Annotated in this window: 15 protein-coding genes; 11 read left to right on the top strand and 4 right to left on the bottom strand. The window is 73.8% G+C overall.

Translation table 11 applies throughout. The features are described from left to right. Positions 1 to 690 precede the first annotated feature (690 nt). The 3 genes from J2S46_RS36050 to J2S46_RS36060 are packed head-to-tail and all read left to right on the top strand — an operon-like array spanning position 691 to position 5845. On the top strand, positions 691 to 2892 hold the full coding sequence (locus tag J2S46_RS36050; protein WP_191293291.1) for a protein kinase domain-containing protein: 2202 nt from the start codon (positions 691 to 693) through the stop codon (positions 2890 to 2892). Then, positions 2889 to 5015, top strand: coding sequence for a protein kinase domain-containing protein (locus tag J2S46_RS36055; protein ID WP_191293290.1), 2127 nt, complete (start codon positions 2889 to 2891; stop codon positions 5013 to 5015). The genes J2S46_RS36050 and J2S46_RS36055 overlap by 4 nt, the downstream gene beginning before the upstream one ends. A gap of 26 nt (positions 5016 to 5041) precedes the next feature. Continuing rightward, positions 5042 to 5845 carry a hypothetical protein gene (locus J2S46_RS36060; protein WP_191293289.1) on the top strand — a complete coding sequence of 268 codons (804 nt, stop codon included), beginning with the start codon at positions 5042 to 5044 and terminating at the stop codon, positions 5843 to 5845. Between the two features lie 281 nt (positions 5846 to 6126). Here the strand turns inward: J2S46_RS36060 and J2S46_RS36065 are convergent, their stop codons facing one another. After that, positions 6127 to 8832 carry a SpoIIE family protein phosphatase gene (locus J2S46_RS36065; protein WP_191293288.1) on the bottom strand — a complete coding sequence of 902 codons (2706 nt, stop codon included), beginning with the start codon at positions 8830 to 8832 and terminating at the stop codon, positions 6127 to 6129. 316 nt (positions 8833 to 9148) lie between these two features. Here J2S46_RS36065 and J2S46_RS36070 point away from each other — a divergent pair, with 316 nt between their 5' ends. Next, on the top strand, positions 9149 to 9469 hold the full coding sequence (locus tag J2S46_RS36070) for a hypothetical protein (RefSeq protein ID WP_191293287.1): 321 nt from the start codon (positions 9149 to 9151) through the stop codon (positions 9467 to 9469). A gap of 515 nt (positions 9470 to 9984) precedes the next feature. Beyond that, positions 9985 to 10182, top strand: a complete 198-nt coding sequence (locus J2S46_RS36075) for a hypothetical protein (protein WP_191293286.1) — start codon at positions 9985 to 9987, stop codon at positions 10180 to 10182. 266 nt (positions 10183 to 10448) lie between these two features. On the opposite strand, the gene J2S46_RS36080 is transcribed toward J2S46_RS36075, so the two are convergent. Further along, on the bottom strand, positions 10449 to 10997 hold the full coding sequence (locus J2S46_RS36080; RefSeq protein WP_191293285.1) for a hypothetical protein: 549 nt from the start codon (positions 10995 to 10997) through the stop codon (positions 10449 to 10451). Between the two features lie 110 nt (positions 10998 to 11107). Between J2S46_RS36080 and J2S46_RS36085 the strand changes: the two genes are divergently transcribed. The 4 genes from J2S46_RS36085 to J2S46_RS36100 all read left to right on the top strand — a co-directional run bounded on the left by J2S46_RS36085 (position 11108) and on the right by J2S46_RS36100 (position 14378). After that, positions 11108 to 11746 (top strand): carbonic anhydrase, encoded by a 639-nt coding sequence (locus tag J2S46_RS36085; RefSeq protein WP_191293284.1) that lies wholly within the window; start codon positions 11108 to 11110, stop codon positions 11744 to 11746. Positions 11747 to 11960: 214 nt separating this feature from the next. Continuing rightward, positions 11961 to 12683: a dienelactone hydrolase family protein gene (locus J2S46_RS36090; RefSeq protein ID WP_191293283.1), complete on the top strand. Its 723-nt coding sequence runs from the start codon at positions 11961 to 11963 to the stop codon at positions 12681 to 12683. A 284-nt stretch (positions 12684 to 12967) separates the two neighbouring features. Further along, positions 12968 to 13843: a hypothetical protein gene (locus tag J2S46_RS36095; protein ID WP_191293282.1), complete on the top strand. Its 876-nt coding sequence runs from the start codon at positions 12968 to 12970 to the stop codon at positions 13841 to 13843. 115 nt (positions 13844 to 13958) lie between these two features. Then, positions 13959 to 14378 (top strand): hypothetical protein, encoded by a 420-nt coding sequence (locus J2S46_RS36100; protein ID WP_191293281.1) that lies wholly within the window; start codon positions 13959 to 13961, stop codon positions 14376 to 14378. A gap of 255 nt (positions 14379 to 14633) precedes the next feature. On the opposite strand, the gene J2S46_RS36105 is transcribed toward J2S46_RS36100, so the two are convergent. Continuing rightward, positions 14634 to 15434, bottom strand: a complete 801-nt coding sequence (locus tag J2S46_RS36105; RefSeq protein ID WP_191293280.1) for a nucleotidyltransferase domain-containing protein — start codon at positions 15432 to 15434, stop codon at positions 14634 to 14636. A gap of 174 nt (positions 15435 to 15608) precedes the next feature. On the opposite strand from J2S46_RS36105, the gene J2S46_RS36110 reads away from it, so the two are divergent. Both J2S46_RS36110 and J2S46_RS36115 read left to right on the top strand, forming a co-directional pair. Then, positions 15609 to 15953: a hypothetical protein gene (locus tag J2S46_RS36110; protein WP_191293279.1), complete on the top strand. Its 345-nt coding sequence runs from the start codon at positions 15609 to 15611 to the stop codon at positions 15951 to 15953. A gap of 375 nt (positions 15954 to 16328) precedes the next feature. Next, entirely contained in the window at positions 16329 to 16700 is a 372-nt protein-coding gene (locus J2S46_RS36115; protein WP_191293278.1) for an STAS domain-containing protein, read from the top strand. A gap of 48 nt (positions 16701 to 16748) precedes the next feature. Here J2S46_RS36115 and J2S46_RS36120 read toward each other — a convergent pair whose 3' ends face one another. After that, the gene (locus J2S46_RS36120; protein WP_191293277.1) at positions 16749 to 18305 is read right to left on the bottom strand and encodes a CYTH and CHAD domain-containing protein; all 1557 of its coding nucleotides are present in this window, start codon (positions 18303 to 18305) and stop codon (positions 16749 to 16751) included. Positions 18306 to 18340 lie beyond the last annotated feature (35 nt).

Genomic DNA, 18340 nt, shown 5'->3' on the forward strand with positions numbered 1-18340 from the left:
CGGACCGCTGCCCCGAAGCTGCTCGTTGACGTCGGTCGACAGGCTCGCTTTCACCGCCGCTGCCGTACCTGCACGTTCGGACCGGTTCCGGGGGCAGGTCTGCGCACAGGGAATGCAGGGCTTTCGAGCGGAAGGGCTGGCATCCATGAGTGGAGCTCAGATGATTAAACATGCTCAATATGAGAGCATGTCAAGCATGTTTGAGCATGGAGCCTTCATGTCGGAGGATCCGCCATGGGGGGCGGGAAGTTCAAACTCCGTTGCGAGATCGTTACGGTCCGTTGCCGGGTCGATCGGGTCGATCGGATCGATCGGGCCGACCGAGCGCCTGGGGCGCCCGAGGTGATCGCAAGGGGGGAGAACAGGGCGGCCCCCGCTGCCGGTACGGTTCCCCCGGTCAGACCTAAGAGCGCTGCGCTGTCTGCCGTACGGGCATCTTCACGGGTGAGCAGTCACGTGTCAGGGACATCCGCAAGACGTGCAGCGGAGTTGGGGCGGCACGCCAGGCCCGGCGGGGGGTGCCCTGCGGGGGCCAGGCTCCCCTCGTCCCGCTCGCGCGCCGCCGACGTCGCCGGTGACTTCGTGCCCGCGCCGGAGCAGTCCTTCGACTGTGCGAAAGGGGCCCGCCGGATGAGTTGTACGTGTCACTGTGTCTGTCGGCAATGACGGCTGGACGCTTGGGGAGGCTTGGTGGCGGCCGACAGGAACGCCGAGGGCATGCGGACGCAGCAGGCTGTGTTCGTGGGCCCGCACCAGTTGCTGCGGCTGCTGGGTGCAGGCGGGATGGGGGAGGTGTACCTGGCCCGTTCGCCCGGACTGCGACTGCTCGCGGTGAAGGTGATCAGGGCCGAGTACGCCGAGGACCCGCAGTTCCAGCGCCGCTTCCAGCAGGAGGTCGAGGCCGCGCGGCGGGTGACCGGGTTCCACACGCCGCCGGTGGTGGACGCGGAGCCGCGCGGTCGTCGGCCCTGGATGGCCACGTCCTACCTACCCGCGCCGGACCTCGCCGAGGTGGTCCTGCGGTTCGGCACCTTCGGCGAGGCGGGAGCACGGGCCCTCGGAGCCGCCCTCGCCGAGGCGTTGGCCGCGATCCACGCGGCGGGGGTGGTGCACCGTGACCTCAAACCGGGCAACGTGCTCATCGCGCGGGACGGCCCACGCGTCATCGACTTCGGGATCAGCCGCGCCTTCGACGCCGCGCACCTGACCCGGACCGGCATGGTGTGCGGCACACCCGGCTACGTCGCCCCCGAGCGGATCGTCGCCGACTCCGCCACCACCGGTGCGGCCGACGTGTTCTCGCTCGGCTGCCTGCTGGTGTACGTACTCACCGGCCGCACGCCGTTCGGCAGCGGTGAGTCCGCCCAGGTCAACCGGCGGGTCGTGTACGAGGAGCCGGACCTCTCCGGGGTGCCCGCCACGCTGCTCGCCCTGGTCGCCTCCTGCCTGGCCAAGGACCCTGCCCGACGGCCCACCGCGAAGGCCGTGCTGAGCGCACTGGCCCCGGCCGATCCGGCGGCGCTGCTGAGCCCGTCGCTGCTCGCCGACCTCGACACCCGGGAGCGGCAGGCGGAGAGCGATCTGGGCGCGCCGCAGGCCGACCCGCCCCCGCTGCCGGTGCGGACTTGGCAGTCGCTCAGCCGCCGCGGCCTGTTCGGGCTCGGCGCCGGGCTCGGCGCGGGTGTGGCCGCCGCCGTCGGCGTGCCGCTGCTGCTCGCCGATCGCGCCCGGTCGGCCGGTCGCGCGGCGACGGTGGGCAAGGCCGTGGACGCGTGGGGAGCCGCAGCGGCAGGCTCCGGCCCGCCGCCCGCCGCTCCGGCACCACTGTGGAGCACTCCGATCAGCGGTCTGACGATCGGCCACCAACTGTCCGTGCTCGGCGCCACCCCGGTGTGGTGGAACCAGGGGCAGGCCGCGACCGGCTTCGACGGGGCGACGGGGCGTCAGGCCTGGTCCCGGCAGGACGTGCAGTTCTTCCAGGTGCAGAACGACCTGATCTACGGAACGTCCCCGGGCTTCGCGAACCTGGTGTGGCTGAACGCCGGGGGCGAGAGCCACCAGGGCCCGCTCACCGTGCCCGCCGATCAGCGCGGCCAAGCCGCGATGAACCTGCGGGTCTTCGGCGCGGACAGCCGGACGGTGGTGCTCGCCCGCCAGACCTCCCTCACCGGTGGCGGGGTCCTGGCCGGCGCGGAGCTGAGCAGCGGGGCGGTGCTGTGGGAGCAGGAGATCACCCAGAGCATGGCGGTTGCCATGGCCCACGACATGGAGAGCATGCAGGGCGGTTCGGGCAGCTCGATGGGCCTGGTGGCCGACGGCCGCTGCTACTACGAGGACAGCGGTGTCATCCACGCGGTCGACCTGCGCACCGGCACGCCCCACTGGCAGGTCACCGGCCTCACGTCAGGGGGCACCGGGACACCCTTGCGGCTGCTGCGCACCGGCGAACTGCTGCTGATCCTCCGCGGCACCGCGGTCGCCGCGCTGGACCCGGCCACCGGGCAGCAGCGCTGGGCGGCTCCCGCCGTCCCGCAGGCGGTCTTCGGCTGCGCCCTCGGCGACGGCCGGCTGCTGCTCTCCGGGGCCCAGGGCAGCGCCTACTGTCTGGACGTCACGACCGGCAAGGGGTTGTGGCACACCACCGTGATGGCGACGACCGGGGCGGGCACAGGCGTCGACTTCCGGACACCGTCGGCCGGGGACGGCTTCTTCGGTGTGCCCCTGCGTGACGGAACGTCCGGGGCAGCCGTCCTGGACGCAGCCGACGGCACGATCCGCTGGGTGGCGAAGGCCGCCTCCGACGAAGGCCCGTGGACCACCGCGGCCAAGGGCGGAACGCTCTACTGCGGCTCCGCCACCACGCTGCGCGCCTTCCGGGCAGGCGGCGCATGAGCGCGCAGAGCGTCGGCCCCTACCGCGTCCTTCGGCGGCTCGGCGCGGGCGGCATGGGCGACGTGTACCTGGCCACCACCGACAGCGGACGCCCCGTCGCGGTGAAGACCGTGCAGCCGCAGTACGCCGCCGATGCCGAGTTCCGGCGCAGGTTCACCCAGGAGGTGGCGGCGGCCGGGGCGGTCAACGGGGCCTACACCGTGGCGGTGGTGGATGCCGACACCGAGGCGGAAATCCCCTGGCTGGCGACCGAGTTCGTCGTCGGCCCGTCCTTGCACGAGGCCGTGAAGCGGCACGGCCCGCTCACCGGTCCCGCGCTGCAGGTCGTGGGGGCGGGGCTGGTGGAGGCGCTGGCCGCGATCCACCGTGCCCGGATCATCCACCGCGACCTGAAGCCTTCGAACATCATGGTCACCCGGGACGGTCCGAGGGTCATCGACTTCGGCATCAGCAAGCCGATGGTGGACTCGCTGCCCACCGCGAGCGGTGAGATCATCGGCACCCCCGGGTTCATGTCCCCCGAACACGCGGCGGGTGAGGACCTCACCCCTGCCAGTGACGTGTTCTCACTGGGCGCCGTCCTGGCCTTCGCCGCCACCGGACGCCCACCCTTCGGCGACGGGCCGGCGGCGGTGCTGATCTACCGGTCCGCCGAGGAGCTCCCGGACCTCGACGGGGTGCCGCCGGAACTGGTGGGACTGCTGGTGCGCTGCCTGGACCGGGACCCGGCCCGGCGGCCCGCTCCGGCCGAACTCGCCGCAGCCTTCCGGTACGGTCCGGCGGTCGGCACCGACTGGATGGGCGGGGCCGAGCGGACGGTGCGCCGACGCGAGCGGGACCTGGACCGGGTGCTGAGGGACCCGAACGGCACCCGGCGGCGCCTGCTCGTCCTCGGCGGAGCCCTGCTCGCCACGGCCGCCACCGGAGGCGCGGCCAAGCTGCTGTGGCCCGGCCCGGGCGCCGGCGCGCCCCCGAAGGCCTGGTCGGTCACGCTCCCCCGGGCCGGCATGACTCCGGTCGGCTGCGGACCGGCGGCGGTGGTGTGCGCGGACCGCACCGGAGTGGTCGGCTACGACCGCACCGACGGGCACACGCTGTGGAGCAGCACCGCGGAGACCGGCATCCTCCCGGTCGGCGACGGCAGCCGGGTGTGGACCGTGGACTCGGCCGGCCTGGTGCAGGCGCGCGACGCCCGCAACGGCACGACGCTCTGGCGTTCGGCCGACACCGTTCCCGGTGCGCAGTCCCTCGCCCTGCCCATGTCCGGCCTGCTGCTGGTCACCGGCAAGGACGGCGCGTTGCACGCCTACGACGCGACCGGCGGGGACCGGCTCTGGACCGGCGCCGCGCTCGGCACCTCCTACCGTCTCCAGGGCATGGCCTCGGCGGGCCTGCTGGTCGTGACGACGCTCTCGGACCAGGCCACGAGCGGCGCGTTCCACTTCACGGTGCTCGACCGCGCGACCGGGCGCCGGCGCTGGTCGCTCGACGCCCAGGACCTGTACACACCGCCGACCGGCGGCCGGCTGTACGCCTTGACCTCGGACCTGGCTCTCGCCGCGGTGGACGGCCAGGACGGCGCCACCGCATGGAGCCGGCCCACCGGCCTTCCGTCCGCCTCCGCGACGATGTACGCCGGCGCCTACCAGGGTTCGCTCTCGCTCCGCGAGGGCGTGATCACCTGCCTGCCGTACGGGACCGCGACGGCCCCGGACGGGCGGGTCGACACGGCCGCCTTCGATCCTGCCGAGGGCACCCGGCTCTGGAGCGGCCCGCACAGCGGCTCCGTCACCGGGATCGCGGACGCCGCAGGGGTGCTCGTCCTGGGCGGGCCACGGGGCGCGTCCGGCACCGACCTGCGCACCGGGCGCAGCGTCTGGACCTGGCAGTCGTCCCAGGGCGCCGCCACCGTCCGGGGCTCCGCCGGAAAGCAGGTCCTCCTCACCGCACCCACCGCCGCCGGCGGGACCACCCTGCAGGCGCTCACCGCCGCCGGCGGCACGCCGCAGTGGCAGCAGACCTTCGCCCGGCAGCCGGGCGATCCGCAGGTCCTCCTCCAGGACTCGGCCCTGCTGGTCGGCTACGGGGCCACGCTGACCGCCTACCACCTGCCCAGCAGCTGACCCGCCTCCGAAAGGTTCACCACGAGATGGCCGACATCGAGGACACACCGCCCGCGACGCAGCCGCTGCCGACCGCCGCGGCCACCCGCCTCCTGCCCGGGCAGCCCACCCCGGCCACCCTCCCCGACCCGGCGGACCTGCGCCCCGCCGGCCCCGCACGACGGTGGACCTGGCTGCTCGGCGGCCTCACCGCCGGGGCCGGCGCCGTCGCCCTCACCCTGAGCCTGGTGGCCAACCTCGTCGACCCGGCGCCGACCGCCACGCCGACCGCCGCGGTGACCACTGCGGCGACCGTCCCCGGCGGGCCGCCGGCCTCCTCCGGTCCGGCCGGCCCGGCCACCGCGGACTACACCACGCTGGTCGACGGCTGTGCGCTGCTGCGCCCCGAGACGGTCGAGCGCTACATCAAGGGAGGCACCTGCACCGCGCCGACCCCCGTCGGTGGTGCGACCTCGTCGAGGGGGATGTGGACGAGCAAGGACTCCGGCTACGTCGACGCGCAGGTCGGCGTCATGCTGTCCCCGCTCGCGGTGAGCCTCTACCAGCAGATGCTGACCACCGGCCGGACCACGGCGACCGGCACCGGTGCGAAGATCACCGACGACCGGGCCGTTCCCGGCCTCGGCGACCAGGCGACCCTGCTCTACATCTCCTACAGCGGCTTCGGCCACGTGGACCTCACGGCGGTCCGGCACAACGCGCTCGTCACCGTCAGGTACTCCGCGTCCACCCACTCCGGCCCGGCCCTCAAGGACGTGCCCGGTGACACCGCCGAGGCCGCCGCCATCGCCTGTGCCAAGGACGTACTCGGCACCCTCACCACTTCGTGAACCCGGCGCTCGACCTGCACCGGCACCGGCGCCGGTTCCGCACGGCCGCACCCAGCCGATCGAGCAGGCCGCCCGGACCACGGACCAGGAGCAGCTGCCGCAGGATCCGGACCGTGTCCGGGTGATCCGCCGAGTGGGGTCCCACGGCGGCTGGCCCGGCCGGCCCCCACAACGCGTTCGGTCGCGGCCGTCTCCGCTGTCCGCCGGCTCTGGGCGCCGGGAGCTTCCGGGCGCAGGTCCCGCCGGCGGACGTGCCGCCGGGGGGTCCGGTCCCCTCCTCTTCACGCCCGGGCCTCGTCAGGGGCGGGGAGTGGCTGCTCCGCCCAGATGATCTTGCCTTGCGAGGTGTACCTGGTGCCCCAGCGCTCGGTGAGCTGGGCCACCAGGAAGAGCCCGCGGCCGCCCTCGTCCGTCGTCGCCGCGTACTTCAGGTGCGGGGAGGTGCTGCTGCCGTCGGTGACCTCGCAGATCAGGCTGCGGTCGCGCAGCAGCCTCACCCGCACCGGCGGGGAGCCGTAGCGGATGGCGTTGGTGACCAGTTCGCTGAGAACCAGTTCGGTGCCGAACGTCAGATCGGCCAGGTCCCACCGGTCCAGCGTCGCGGTGATCCACGCACGCACGTCGGCGACGGCGGCCGGATCGGACGGGACCTCGCGCTCGGCGATCCGGTCGGCGTCGAGCACCCGGGTCTTCGCGATCAGCAGTGCGACGTCGTCCTGCGGCCGTTCGGGCAGCAGGGCGTCGAGGACGGCCCGGCAGTTCTCCTCGGGCTGCCGGTCGCGGTGCGAGAGCGCCTCGCGCAGCAGCTCCATGCCGACGTCGAAGTCGCGGGTGCGCTCCTCGATCAGGCCGTCCGTGTAGAGCACGATCTGGGTGCCTTCGGCCAGACGCACCTGCGTCGTCTCGAACGGCATGCCGCCCACCCCCAGCGGGGGGCCGACGGGGAGCTCGGGGAAGACGACGCCGCCGTCGAGCCCGACCAGCGCGGGCACGGGGTGTCCCGCCGTCGCGATGGTGCAGAGCCGGGAGACCGGGTCGTAGATCGCGTACAGGCAGGTGGCCCCGGTGACGCCCGTCCCGGTACCGCTGTCGCTCTCCTCCTGGTCGATGCGGTTCACCAGCTCGTCCAGGTGACCGAGCAGCTCGTCCGGGGGGAGGTCGAGGGTGGAGAAGTTGTGCACGGCGGTGCGCAGGCGCCCCATGGTGGCCGCGGCGTGCAACCCGTGACCGACGACGTCGCCCACGACGAGGGCGACCCGACTGCCGGGCAGCGGAATCACGTCGAACCAGTCGCCGCTGACTCCGGACTGTGCGGGCAGGTAGCGGTGCGCGACGTCGAGAGCACTCTGCTCCGGCAGGGCGCGCGGCAGCAGGCTGCGCTGCAGGGTCACGGCCATCGCGTGCTCGCGGGTGTAGCGGCGGGCGTTGTCGATGCTGACCGCGGCCCGTGCGACCAGTTCCTCGCCCAGCGAGCGGTCCCCGTCGTCGAACGGCCCGGGCTTGCGCGACCGCCAGAAGTTGGCGACGCCCAGGATGATGCCACGCGCGGTCACCGGAATGGTGAGGAGCGAGTGGACGCCGTGGTCGACGATCCGCCGCGTCCATTCCGGGTCCTGGGCCTGCCAGCCGTGGGCGACCGACAGGTCGGGCACCACCTGCGACCGGCCGCTGCCGAAGCCCTGGGCCTGAGGGGTCGAAGGGACGAAGTCGATCAGCTTGCCGCGCGGGTAGAAGGGATGGTCCTCCTGGATCCCGCTGACCGCGACCCGGCGCAGGTCCAGCCTGGTGCCGCTCGGCTCGTCGCCGTGCAGGACGGGGTCGGCGAGGTCGACGGTGACGAAGTCCGCGAAGCCGGGAACGGCGAGCCCGGCCAGCTCCTCGGCCGTGCGCACGACGTCGAGCGACGTACCGATGCCGATCCCGGCCTCGTAGAGGAGGGCGAGGCGGCTGCCGGCCACCTCGGCCTTGCCGGCCAGCGCGAGGAGTTCCGTGGAGTCACGGATCGTCGCGACCGTCCCCATCGAACCGCCGTGCCGGTCGGTCGGCCGCTGGTTCACCACGAGCAACCGGCCGGTGGCCCGGTGCACCTCGTCCGTGGCCACCCGGCCCGAGAGCAGCAGCTCCTCGGTGTCGGGGTCGAGACCCCGCAGCTCGCCCAGGTACCGGCCCTCCGCGTCGGCCGGCAGTCCGAGCAGCTCCCTCGCCTCGTCGTTCGCGAGGAGCAACCGCTTGTCCTGCCCGACGATGACCACGCCCTCCCGGACGGCGTGCAGGACGGCGTTGTGGTGCTCGTACATGCGGGTCATCTCGGCCGGGCCCAGGCCGCGCGTCTGGCGCTTGAGCCGCCTGGCGACCAGGGCGGTCCCGGTCGTGGCCACCGCGAGGGCGGCTGCGCCGGTGCCGAGAATGACGGGCAGCTGCCGGTTGCCGGCCGAGGCGACGTTCTTGACCTTGAGCCCGGCCGACACCAGACCCACGACCGACCCGTCGGGGGCCTTGACGGGCACCACCGCCTGGACCTCGTGGCCGAGCGGGCCGTGCACGCTCTCGGTGTAGACCTGGCCGGCCAGCGAGGGGCCGATGGTTCCGACGAACTGTTTGCCGATCCGGTCGGGCAACGGGTGCGTGTACCGGATCCCGTGGGTGTCCATGACCACGATGAAGTCCACCCCGGCCTGCTGGCGCGTCTCCTCCGTCAAGGGCTGGAGCACCGCCGTCGGCGACGGGGACTTCAGTGCTTCGCGGAGGCCGGGGGAGTGCGCGAAGGTCTCCGCGACGGCGACCGAACGATTTCGGGCCTCGGCGTCGCTGGCGTGCCGCGACTCCAGGACCAGCGCCAGGATCGCCCCGAGGACGAGCAGCACCACCACCACGACCTGCAGCACGAAGACCTGGCCGGCAACGCTCCGAGGAGTCTTCCCGAGAGGATTCTTCGCCGCCAGCGACCGCTTCGATACGGTTCGGACTCGGTCGGGCTGTTCGACCATGTGTCATTGATAACACCGTGGCGAGGGCGACCACGAAGCGTAGGCGCGCTCCTTCGAGGGCGGCCCGGCCGGAATCGCGAGATCGTGCCGCCGGTTCCGACGGGAGCTGCGACCCGCAGGTGTCCGACGATCCACGAGCGTCCGGGCACGCCCGGACCCGGCCCCGGTGGGGGACTCGTCCTCCTCGCCACCCGGCGCGCCGACACGCCGTCTCCGTTCGCACAAATATTCGAACATCCATTACCGTGGAAGGCCGCCCACTACGCGACCCACCGGGCGCCCCGTGAGGCGGCCGTGGTTGTGAAGGAGGATGCAGATGCCTGACCCCATGAGCGCCGGGGAGGACGGCGAGCGGCCGGTCGAGCCGTCCTGGCCGTCCTGGCTGCCGGAGCTGGAGGAGTGGCTGTCCGTAGCCGATGCGGACGAGGGCCGGCCCGGCGAGGACCCGGGCGTCCTGGAGCTGATCGGCGGGCCCCTCGACGGAGCCTTCGTCGACGCGGCGTTGCTGTGCGCGGAGGAACGCGAACAGGGCCTCGCCCTCACCTGCCCCGGCTGCGGCTACCCCCGCGGCCGGTCCCTCTACGACCCCGTACCCGGCCGGCCCGGAGCCCTGCGCTGGGCCGGCGACATCCCCTGACGAACACCGGCGGGTGCCCGGATCGGTCGGCGCGGGGAAGGAGGTCTCGGCGCCGCCGGCGATGGTCGGGTGTCGAAGGCCCGGGGAGCGGTCCCGGTGGCGGTGATGGTGTGCGGCGTGCGGTCCTCGTTGACGACGGTGACCGTGGTCCCCGGGGCGACCGTCAGTTCCTGGGGCCGGAAGGTGAAGTCCGGCGAAGTCCGCGAGGCCGGTCCGGGTCATCCGCAGCGCGTCGCTGTTCAAGTCCTGCCACTGCTCGCCGAGTTCTTCGAGAAGTCGGGTGTCGATGCGCTGTTCGCCCGTCATGCCCCCTTGAGGGTTTGGCGCCCCCTACGATCATTTCGCATCGGGAGCCCGGGGCCGGGCAGGAGGCGCCTGCACCCCGTTCGCCCCGGCACCGAGAAGGCCGCCTGCATGACCGGGCCTTCCATGGGTCCGAAGGAGCTGACGGTGCAATCGGCGGCGCACTGCCGCGGGGCGCGTAACCGGTGAGGGCCGAGCGGCGTTCATCCGATGTGACGAACCCCCCTCAGGCCGCGGCCCTCGCGCGGCTCTTCCACCGCCCGATCCCCAAGCTCCCGGACCGCCTCGCGCGCCGCCTGAACCGGGCGGCGGCGCGGCTGGACAGGGCACTGAACCGGCTGATCACGGCGAACGTCGACGGAGCGCTGCGGCGAGCCATGGGCGAGCCGGACACCACCGGTAGCGGCTGACGACGCGGCGGCGGTCAGGCGGGTGGTCCGGCGTCGTCGGGGCCGACGTCGAGGTGGTCGACGACCAGGTGCGGCACATCGTGAGCCCGGCTCGGGCCGTGGCCGGGGCCTCCGGCCATGTGCGGGTGCGGGTGCGGGTGCGTGCCGGGTTCTACGGTGGGACGGCAGCACCAGAGCGGTCCGGGGCCGATCCGCGGCCCGTCGACTCGGCCCGCGACGTCGCCGGTCGACGGCCCGCGCCTGCGAAGACGGCCCGCCCCGGCCGGTCAGGGCGTGGGCCGGTCCTTCAGGGCTGCTTCCACCACTGCCGCCGGCTGACTGCCGATCGGCCAGGACGTCACGAGCTCCAGGCGCCCGACCGCCCGTTCGAGCCAGTCGGCGTCGCCGAGCCGGTGGGCGTCGCCGGCGGCGACCGTCTGCGTCATCAGCTCGGCCAGGAGCAGGATGTGTGTCGGCCTGTACCACCGGGCGTGCCGGTCGAAGGTCAGCTTCCGGTCCTCGTAAGGGTGGCGGAGGGTCATACCGAGGTGGCCGCCCCCACGTCCCTTGAAGGGACCGGGGAGACCACCGAGTATGCCGGTCAGCCCGAGCTCACCCTGGTAGGCCGAGCCCTTCGTCCCATGCCCTATCTGGACAGTCATCCCCAGCATGACCCTGGACCAGGGGATCAACTGTTCCTCCGGGCCGCCGGCGTGCCGGACCATTCCCTCTGCCCGGAACTCCACCCAGCGACCGTCCGGCCGCTGGGAGTCTCCCACCACCCAGTGCCCTTGGACGAGTTCCAGCGGTCCGTAGGTCCTTCGTGTATCCCCCATGGACTCATTGGATCATGCGGCCGCACCGGATCGAAAGGCTGCGCCTTCGCAGACCCGCAGGAGGTCGACCCCGGCGGGCCGGCTTGCGGGCCTGATCGTAGGCTGCCGTCATGGACAACGCCCCGAAGATCGAGCCCGACGACGCCTTCGCGATGCTGCTGGCGGGCAACCGGCGGTTCGTCGCCGGCGTGCCCGAGCACCCGAACCAGGATGCCGCCCGACGCACCGAGACCGCACCGGGCCAGAGCCCGTTCGCGGTGCTGTTCGGCTGCTCCGACTCCCGACTGGCGGCGGAGATCATCTTCGACCGTGGCCTCGGTGACCTGTTCGTCGTCCGTACGGCCGGACACGTCATGGGCCCCGAGGTGCTGGGCAGCATCGAGTACGGGGTGAGCGTGCTGGGCTCCCCCCTGGTGATCGTGCTGGGTCACGACTCCTGCGGCGCAGTGGCTGCCACCCGCGCCGCCGTCGAAAACGGCACCACTGCGGACGGGTACGTACGGGACGTGATCGAGCGCGTGACACCCAGCGTGCTGGCAGCCCGAGCCGCCGGGCACACCGGGGACGCCGACTTCATCGCCGAGCACATACGACACACCGTCGACCTGCTGCTCGACCGCTCCCGCACGCTCGCCGACGCGGTCGCAGCCGGCCGCACGGCCGTGGTCGGCCTGTCCTACCGGCTGGTCGACGGCAGTGCCCACCTGGTCGCCGCCCGCGGCCTGGACAGGACGGCCCCGCCCGTCTGAGCCCCGGTGGGACCGCCGGCAGCGTCCTCGGGGAGGGCCAGGACGTCATCGACGGCCGGGGGACCGCTGTGACCGGCTCGGGAACCGGGGTGCCGGGAACGGGTCCGGGACGGATCCGGTGAGCCGTCGCCTCATTCCAGAGGCGTACCCGCGCTGTTCCGCCGGCGGTGAACACCGGTCCGGCCGAACTCGACCGTCACTACGGTCCAGTCACATGACGATGACGACGCGCACGGTCGAGTACCCGGCCGACGGCCTGACGATGATCGGGCACCTCGCCGTCCCGGCCGGTGTCGGCCGCCGGCCCGCGGTGCTGCTCGGACCCGAGGGCATGGGGCTCAGCGACGTCGAGCGCCACCGGGCCGATGCCCTCGCCGAGCTGGGATACGTGGCGCTGGCCTTCGACCTTCACGGAGGGCGCTATCTGGGTGACCCCGAGGAGATGCTGGCCCGATGCATGCCGCTGCTCGCCGACCCCGACCGGATGCGGGACATCGGCCACGCGGCACTCGACGTGCTGCGCGCCGAACCGCGGACCGACCCCGATCGGATCGCCGCCGTCGGCTACGGCACCGGGGGCGCCATCGCGCTGGAACTCGGCCGTGACGGCGTCGACCTGCGCGCGATCGGGACGGTCAACGCAGTGACCACGGGCCGACCGGGTGAGGCGGCGCGCATCGGCTGCCCGGTGTGGGCCGGGGTCGGGTCGGACGACCCGATCATGCCGCCCGCGCAACGGGACGCGTTCACCGCCGAGATGCAGGCCGCGGGCGTCGACTGGCGGCTCGTGGTCTACGGCGGCGCCTTGCACGCGTTCCACCACCCGCCGGTCGACCACCCCGTGGTCCCCGGCGTCGGCCATCACCCACGCCACGCGCAGCGAGCCTGGCGCGACGTCGTCGATCTGCTCGCCGAGTGCCTTCCCGTAACGCAATGATCGGGAATCCCAACCGCACACTTGCGGCGCCCCGGAAGGACTTCGGCGACTTCGACCGCGGCGGCGCGGGCATCGATCGGGACTCTTCACCCGGACCCCCGGCCGGGCGTACGTGGAGCGGGTCCTGCTGACCGACGCGCGGCGCCTGCTGATCGACGCGCGGCGCCTGCTCTGCCGGATGCGGCTCGGCCGTCGGACGGAAGCACCGAGCAGGGCCGGGCCCGCCCGAGGACGTCGCCGGCAGGCCTTTCGGGCGGGGACCGATGCCTGGTAGGAAGGTCGCCATGATCGCGAACTCTCTTTCCTCGGGCGCTGAACGGACGGTCGCCGTGGTCCGCAGGCTGCTCAGGTTCGGGTACTGGGGCCCGCTCCTTCTGGCGGTGGTGCTGGGTAGCCTCGCCACGACGCCGGAGGGCCCGGGGCACGGGAGGCTTGTGGTGCTGGCGGCCGGTGCCGGAATCCTGGTGCCGACACTGACCCTGCTGCTCGGCGCGGTCGGAGCTCCGGCGGCCGGGGTGCCGGCCGCGGGTCCGACGGAGGCGGCTACGCCGTTGGCCACCCCTCGCAGGGGCATGCAGCGATTCCGGCAGCCGGGCAACAGTGTGTTGTCGGGCTGCCTGTTGGCGTCCGGTGCGCTCGTGCTGGGGTTCAGCGTCCCGGGCGAGGACTACGGCCTGCTGGCGGTCGGCCTGGCAGTACTCGTGCTGATGCCCTTCGCCTGGATCGCCTGGCAGGTGATCCTCGCCCGACAGCCGGAGCCGGAAGCAGCGAGCCCGGTCGTGGCGAGGGGCACGGGGCAGCGGTTCAGCCTGTGGCGTTGGGCGGCAGCGCCGTTGCTCGTCGGCATCGCTGTGCTGCTGATCGGCAACAACGTCCCGCGGGAGGCCCGCTTCGCGATTTCCCGGCCCGCGCTCACCTCCTTCGCCGAACGGGCGGTCGCGACGGGCTCGGTCGCCACCGCTCCGGCCTGGATCGGCGGCTACTCCGTGCGGGACACCGAACTGGTGGACGGCGGAGTGAAGTTCGCCGTCTCGGGAACCGGCATGTTCGCCCGCCACGGATTCGCCTACTTCCCGCTGGGCGGCCCCGCCCAGCACCGCAACGCGTACACCCGGGTCGCTGACGGGTGGTACAGCTGGTCAGGAGCCGACCACTTCTGACGGGGCCCGGTTCCCTCGCCCCGGTCGCCCGTCGGGGCCGGCCGTCTTCGCCGGGGCGCCCCGCGAGGTGCGGCGGACGGGCGGAGGCTTCAGGGCCCGATCGGCGGGTAGACGCATGCCGGACAGCCGGGGGGCGTTCGACGAAAGGGTGTACGCCATGCTGTTGCTGCTCGGCCTTCTGCTGCTCGGGGCGACCGGAGCCTTCGTCGGGTTGTTGATCGCTGACAACACCGGTGGTCCCACCTACGACGTGACGATCCTCGGGCACCAGATCGCCACCATGACCGGCCTCGCGATCTTCCTCTCCGGTGTGGCGCTGACCCTGGTGGTCGGCCTCGCCCTCGCCATGATCAAGCTGGGCGCCGGCCGGGCGAGCCGGCGTCGGCAGCTCATCCGCTCCGCCCGGGTCGCCGTCGCGGGGAGGGCCGGCCAGGGCGACCGAGCTCCCGGACAGCCGGCGGCGCCGAAGCCGACCGACGAGGTCGGCGGCAGCGCCGTGCCGCGCACACGCCGGCGACTCCACTTCGGGCACTGACCCGGCGCGCCGAGGGCGGGTACGCAGGCCAAGTGCAGCCTGGCAGACCCGCGGACAGTCACTCGGCCGCAGGAGGGCGACGCCGCGGGAGAGCGACTGTGAAGTCCGCACTCCCGAAGCAGCGCTGTTCCCGTCATCGCTGCGCTGTCCGCGCCACCGCGGCCGACGGCGCGACCGTGCCGAGCCGCCCGGGCACGGGGTGGACACCCGCCCCGTGCCCGGGATCCTGACCAGCACCGCCGCACCCTGCCGGCCTCAGCGCCCGGCGGCCCCCGCGGCCTCGTCCACCCGTTCGCGCACCCAGGCCAGGAAGGTCCGCACCTCCGGGGCCGGCAGGTCGGTCGCCCCGCCGCGAGGGCGCTCCAGAGCGGCCAGCGCCGCCTCGACGACCGGCCGGAAGCCGGGCTCGGCCGCCCGGATCGCGCGTCCCGCCGCGCGTTTGGCCGTCCAGCGCCCGGTACGGCAGAACACCACCGACCGGCAGCCGTTGAGGACGCGGTTGTCCGCCAGATGCCCCTCGCCCTCGCTGTGCTCGCGGACGGACGCCCGGACGGCCGCGAGCAGGTCCGCCGCCGTCGGGGGTGCGATCACCTCGCGTGCCGGCCTGCCGAACAGGGTCAGCCCGGCCTGGCAGGCCACGGACCGGTCGATGACGTACCAGAACGCGGGGGAGTCCTCGGGGTCGAAGCTCGCCCGCCCGGGCAGCAGCGGGCCGGTGTTGAGGTCCAGCAGGTACCCGGCCCGGCCCGACGCGCGGCCGGCGAAGTCACGGTCGTACACCACCAGCTCCAGCCCGGCGGCCGGGCACGGCAGCCGGGGGTGGGCGAGCATCTCGACCAGCCCACGCAGCACCGCACGGGACACGGACGGTTCCACCACCACCGTCACGTCGACATCGCTGCGCCCCGGCCGGTAGTCCCGGAGGGCCAGCGAGCCGACGGCCAGGACGCTGACCAGATCGGCCCCGCAGATCCGGCGGGTGCGCCCCACCAGCTCGCGCAGGTAGGGACGGACGTGGTCGGGGAGCGACTGCGTGCCTTGGGCGTCTCGGGACATGGGGCCAGTCTCCGCCGTGGCGCGGGATCCACGGACGCCCCTCGGCCGGGCGCGCCGGGCAGCCCTCGGCGGACGCCGGTGTGGCGGGGCCGCGCGCCCCCTCTCACGCCTCCCGGCAGGCGTCGTAGGCTGGAAGGCCACCCGGCCGAAGTTGACTGCCAGGGGGTGATGTCCGTGGCCCGCTCTCGTGACCTGCAGACGCTCATCGACACGGTGGAGTCGGTGACCGGTGAGATGCTGCCGGTGCCCGGGCCCGTGGCGCGCAGGGCGTTGACGGTGGTGGCCGGCTACGCCCACGACGCGGACGACTGCCGCCTGCTCCTGCGGGCCCTGGGCCTGATGCCGGACGACGAACGGGCCGGGGGAGCAGCCGTGGTGGCCGGCGGGCCCGCAGGCATGGCGTCGAGCGTCCCGGCGTCGGGCGACAGCGCCGGTTCCGCTCCGACCGCTGCCGCTTCACCGGCATCCCCACGGTCGGAGGACGCCGCCCCTGTCCGGGACGGGCGCGGCCGTCCATGACCGGACGGACCGGGGCCCGCAGCTTCGCCGCACGCCCCGTTGTCAGGGCGTGCGGGTGTCCACCGCCGACGGCTCCGGCCCACCCTGCTCCGGCCCACGCCGAAGGACGCGTCCGGGCCGAGGCGCGTGTCGCGTCCACAGGATCACGCCGCCACCGCTGCGCACCGGACGGCTACGACGACGGTTGGGGTGCTCGGACACACCGACACCTTGCCCGCTCCCGCCGCCGGAGCGCCCCGGAGCGCTCCGGCTCTGCGACAGGCCAAGACCCACCCACCCGCTCGGCGGACACAGCAGCTCCGGCGCCGGTGTAGGCACGCCCGCTCCTGACAAGTACGGTTGTCCCATGCAATCACTCTGCGGGCGAGCTGAACGATGACCGACAGCACCGCAGGCCCCTTCGCCGCCGGCGACCGGGACAGCCCTGCCGGCCCGGTCGTCGAAATCACCGGCGAACTCGACTACGACAGCGCGCCGCGCCTGCGCACCGTGCTGCACCGGGCCCTGGCGGCCCGTCCCGTCCCACCCAGGTTGGTGCTCGACCTCGCCGGCCTCACGTTCTGCGACTCCACCGGCCTCAACATCCTGCTGCAGGCCCGCATCGACGCCGAACGCCAGGGCACGGTGCTCCACCTGGCCCGTCCGACCCCGGCCGTGGCCCGAGTACTGGAGATCACCGGCGCCGACCAGGTGTTCCCCGTCGACCCCGACCTCCCTGCCGTCCTGCCGGACTCCCGCGCCGACTGACGGCACCGCTGACGGCACCGTGCGCCGGCCGGGCCGGGCCGCTCGAGTTCAGCCGGCGAGCCGCTTGCGGGCTTCGGCGGCCTGCTTGACCTGCCGGGCCGCGTCCGCGCGCTGCCGGGCGTACAGGATGCCGAGGCCGAAGGCGGAACGGTCGTCGGCCGGGCCGGCGGAGGCGATCTCGGCCAGGGCCTGCTCGCCCATGACACCGTCCTGGTGGGCGCCGAGCGGTTGCTGGATCCCCCTGGCCCGCTTGCGCAGCCGGTCGGCAGGCCGGCCGGCGAACGGGGTCACGCTCTCGGCCGCGTACCTGGCCCGCTTCGCGGCCTTGCGGGCGCGGTGGAGCCGGCCGTCCCGCGGCGTGCCCGGCGGCAGGGCCAGCGCCTGCTCCAGCCGCCGGGCGGTACGCCGTCGCTGCCGGTCGAGCATGCGGCGCGCCTCGGCCCGGCCGCGGGAGGCCCGGCCCTTGAGCGGAGGACGTGCGGCCAGCCGGTCCACGGCGTCGAGCAGGTCGAAGTAACGCCGGCCGTGCATCACCCGCACCGTGGCACGGTGGGCCTCCCGGTACCGCGCGCCGGACCAGCTCCGGACGCGGGCCGCCGTCTCGGCGGGGTGGCCCGTCGGTGGGAGGTCCTCGGCCTGTCCGCCGAGACGCTCGGTGATGACCTCGGTGTCCCGGGCACGGCCGAGGACCTTCCCGAACCAGCGCAACTCGTGGTCGAGCGGGTCGGTGGCCGTCCGGTCGAGGATCCGCCGGTGGGCTGCCAGCGCGCTGCGCAGCCGGCGTACGTGGACCCGCATGCGGTGGACCGCGTCGGGTTCGTCGAGCCGGACAGCCGGGTCCAGTGTCCGCAGCGCGGCCGCCTGCACGCGCAGGTAGCCGGTGAGCGCCTCCCCGACGGAGCCGCTTTTCGCCGGGCCCCCGACGGAGTCGCCGTCGGCGGGGCGCGCCCACCCGCCGGCGTCCGCCCCCTCGGGGAGCCGGCCGGCGAGGGCGTGGCCGAGCTTGGACTGCCGGGCGGCCCTCTCCAGCCCGGACCGCTGGAACTCCGCCTCGACCGCGTCCAGCAGGTCGGTGCCGCCGTCGACCAGTTCGACCTCGGTCTCCACCCAGTCGACGGCGTCCGGCGACGTGGCGGGCCCGGGCGAGGGCGGCGCTGCGTCGAGGACGCGGGCGGAGACCGTGTCACGGGCCAGCTCGGCCAGGGTGTGGCCGTCCTCGTCGACCAGCAGGGTCAGATCACGGCGGGTCCGCAGGTGCACCACCGGCGCCACGGACCGGCCGCGGGCGTCCAGAGCCGTTCGCACCAGCAGTTCCGGTGGCGGGTGCCCGGCGGAGCCGTCCGCCAGGGGTAGGCGGGTCTCGGTCCGGCTGCCGTCCTCCCCGGGTGTTTTGAGGTGCCAGCCCGCGTCGTGGCCGCCGGTGCGGCGGCGCAGGGTGACTCCCCGGCGCAGCAGGCGCAGGTCGGGGGTGTCGAAGTAGACGGCGTCGAGTCGCTCCGTGCCGCCGGTCCGCACCCCGGCCACCTGCGGCAGCCGCTCGGTCGACAGCGGATGGGCGAGGGCGCCGGCGTAGGTGCGCTCGATCTCCTTGTGCACAGTGGCCATACGGTCCGTCTGCCCGGCCGGGCAGGCTCCAACCG

It is taken from the genome of Kitasatospora herbaricolor (assembly GCF_030813695.1).
Classification (GTDB): Bacteria; Actinomycetota; Actinomycetes; order Streptomycetales; family Streptomycetaceae; genus Kitasatospora; species Kitasatospora herbaricolor.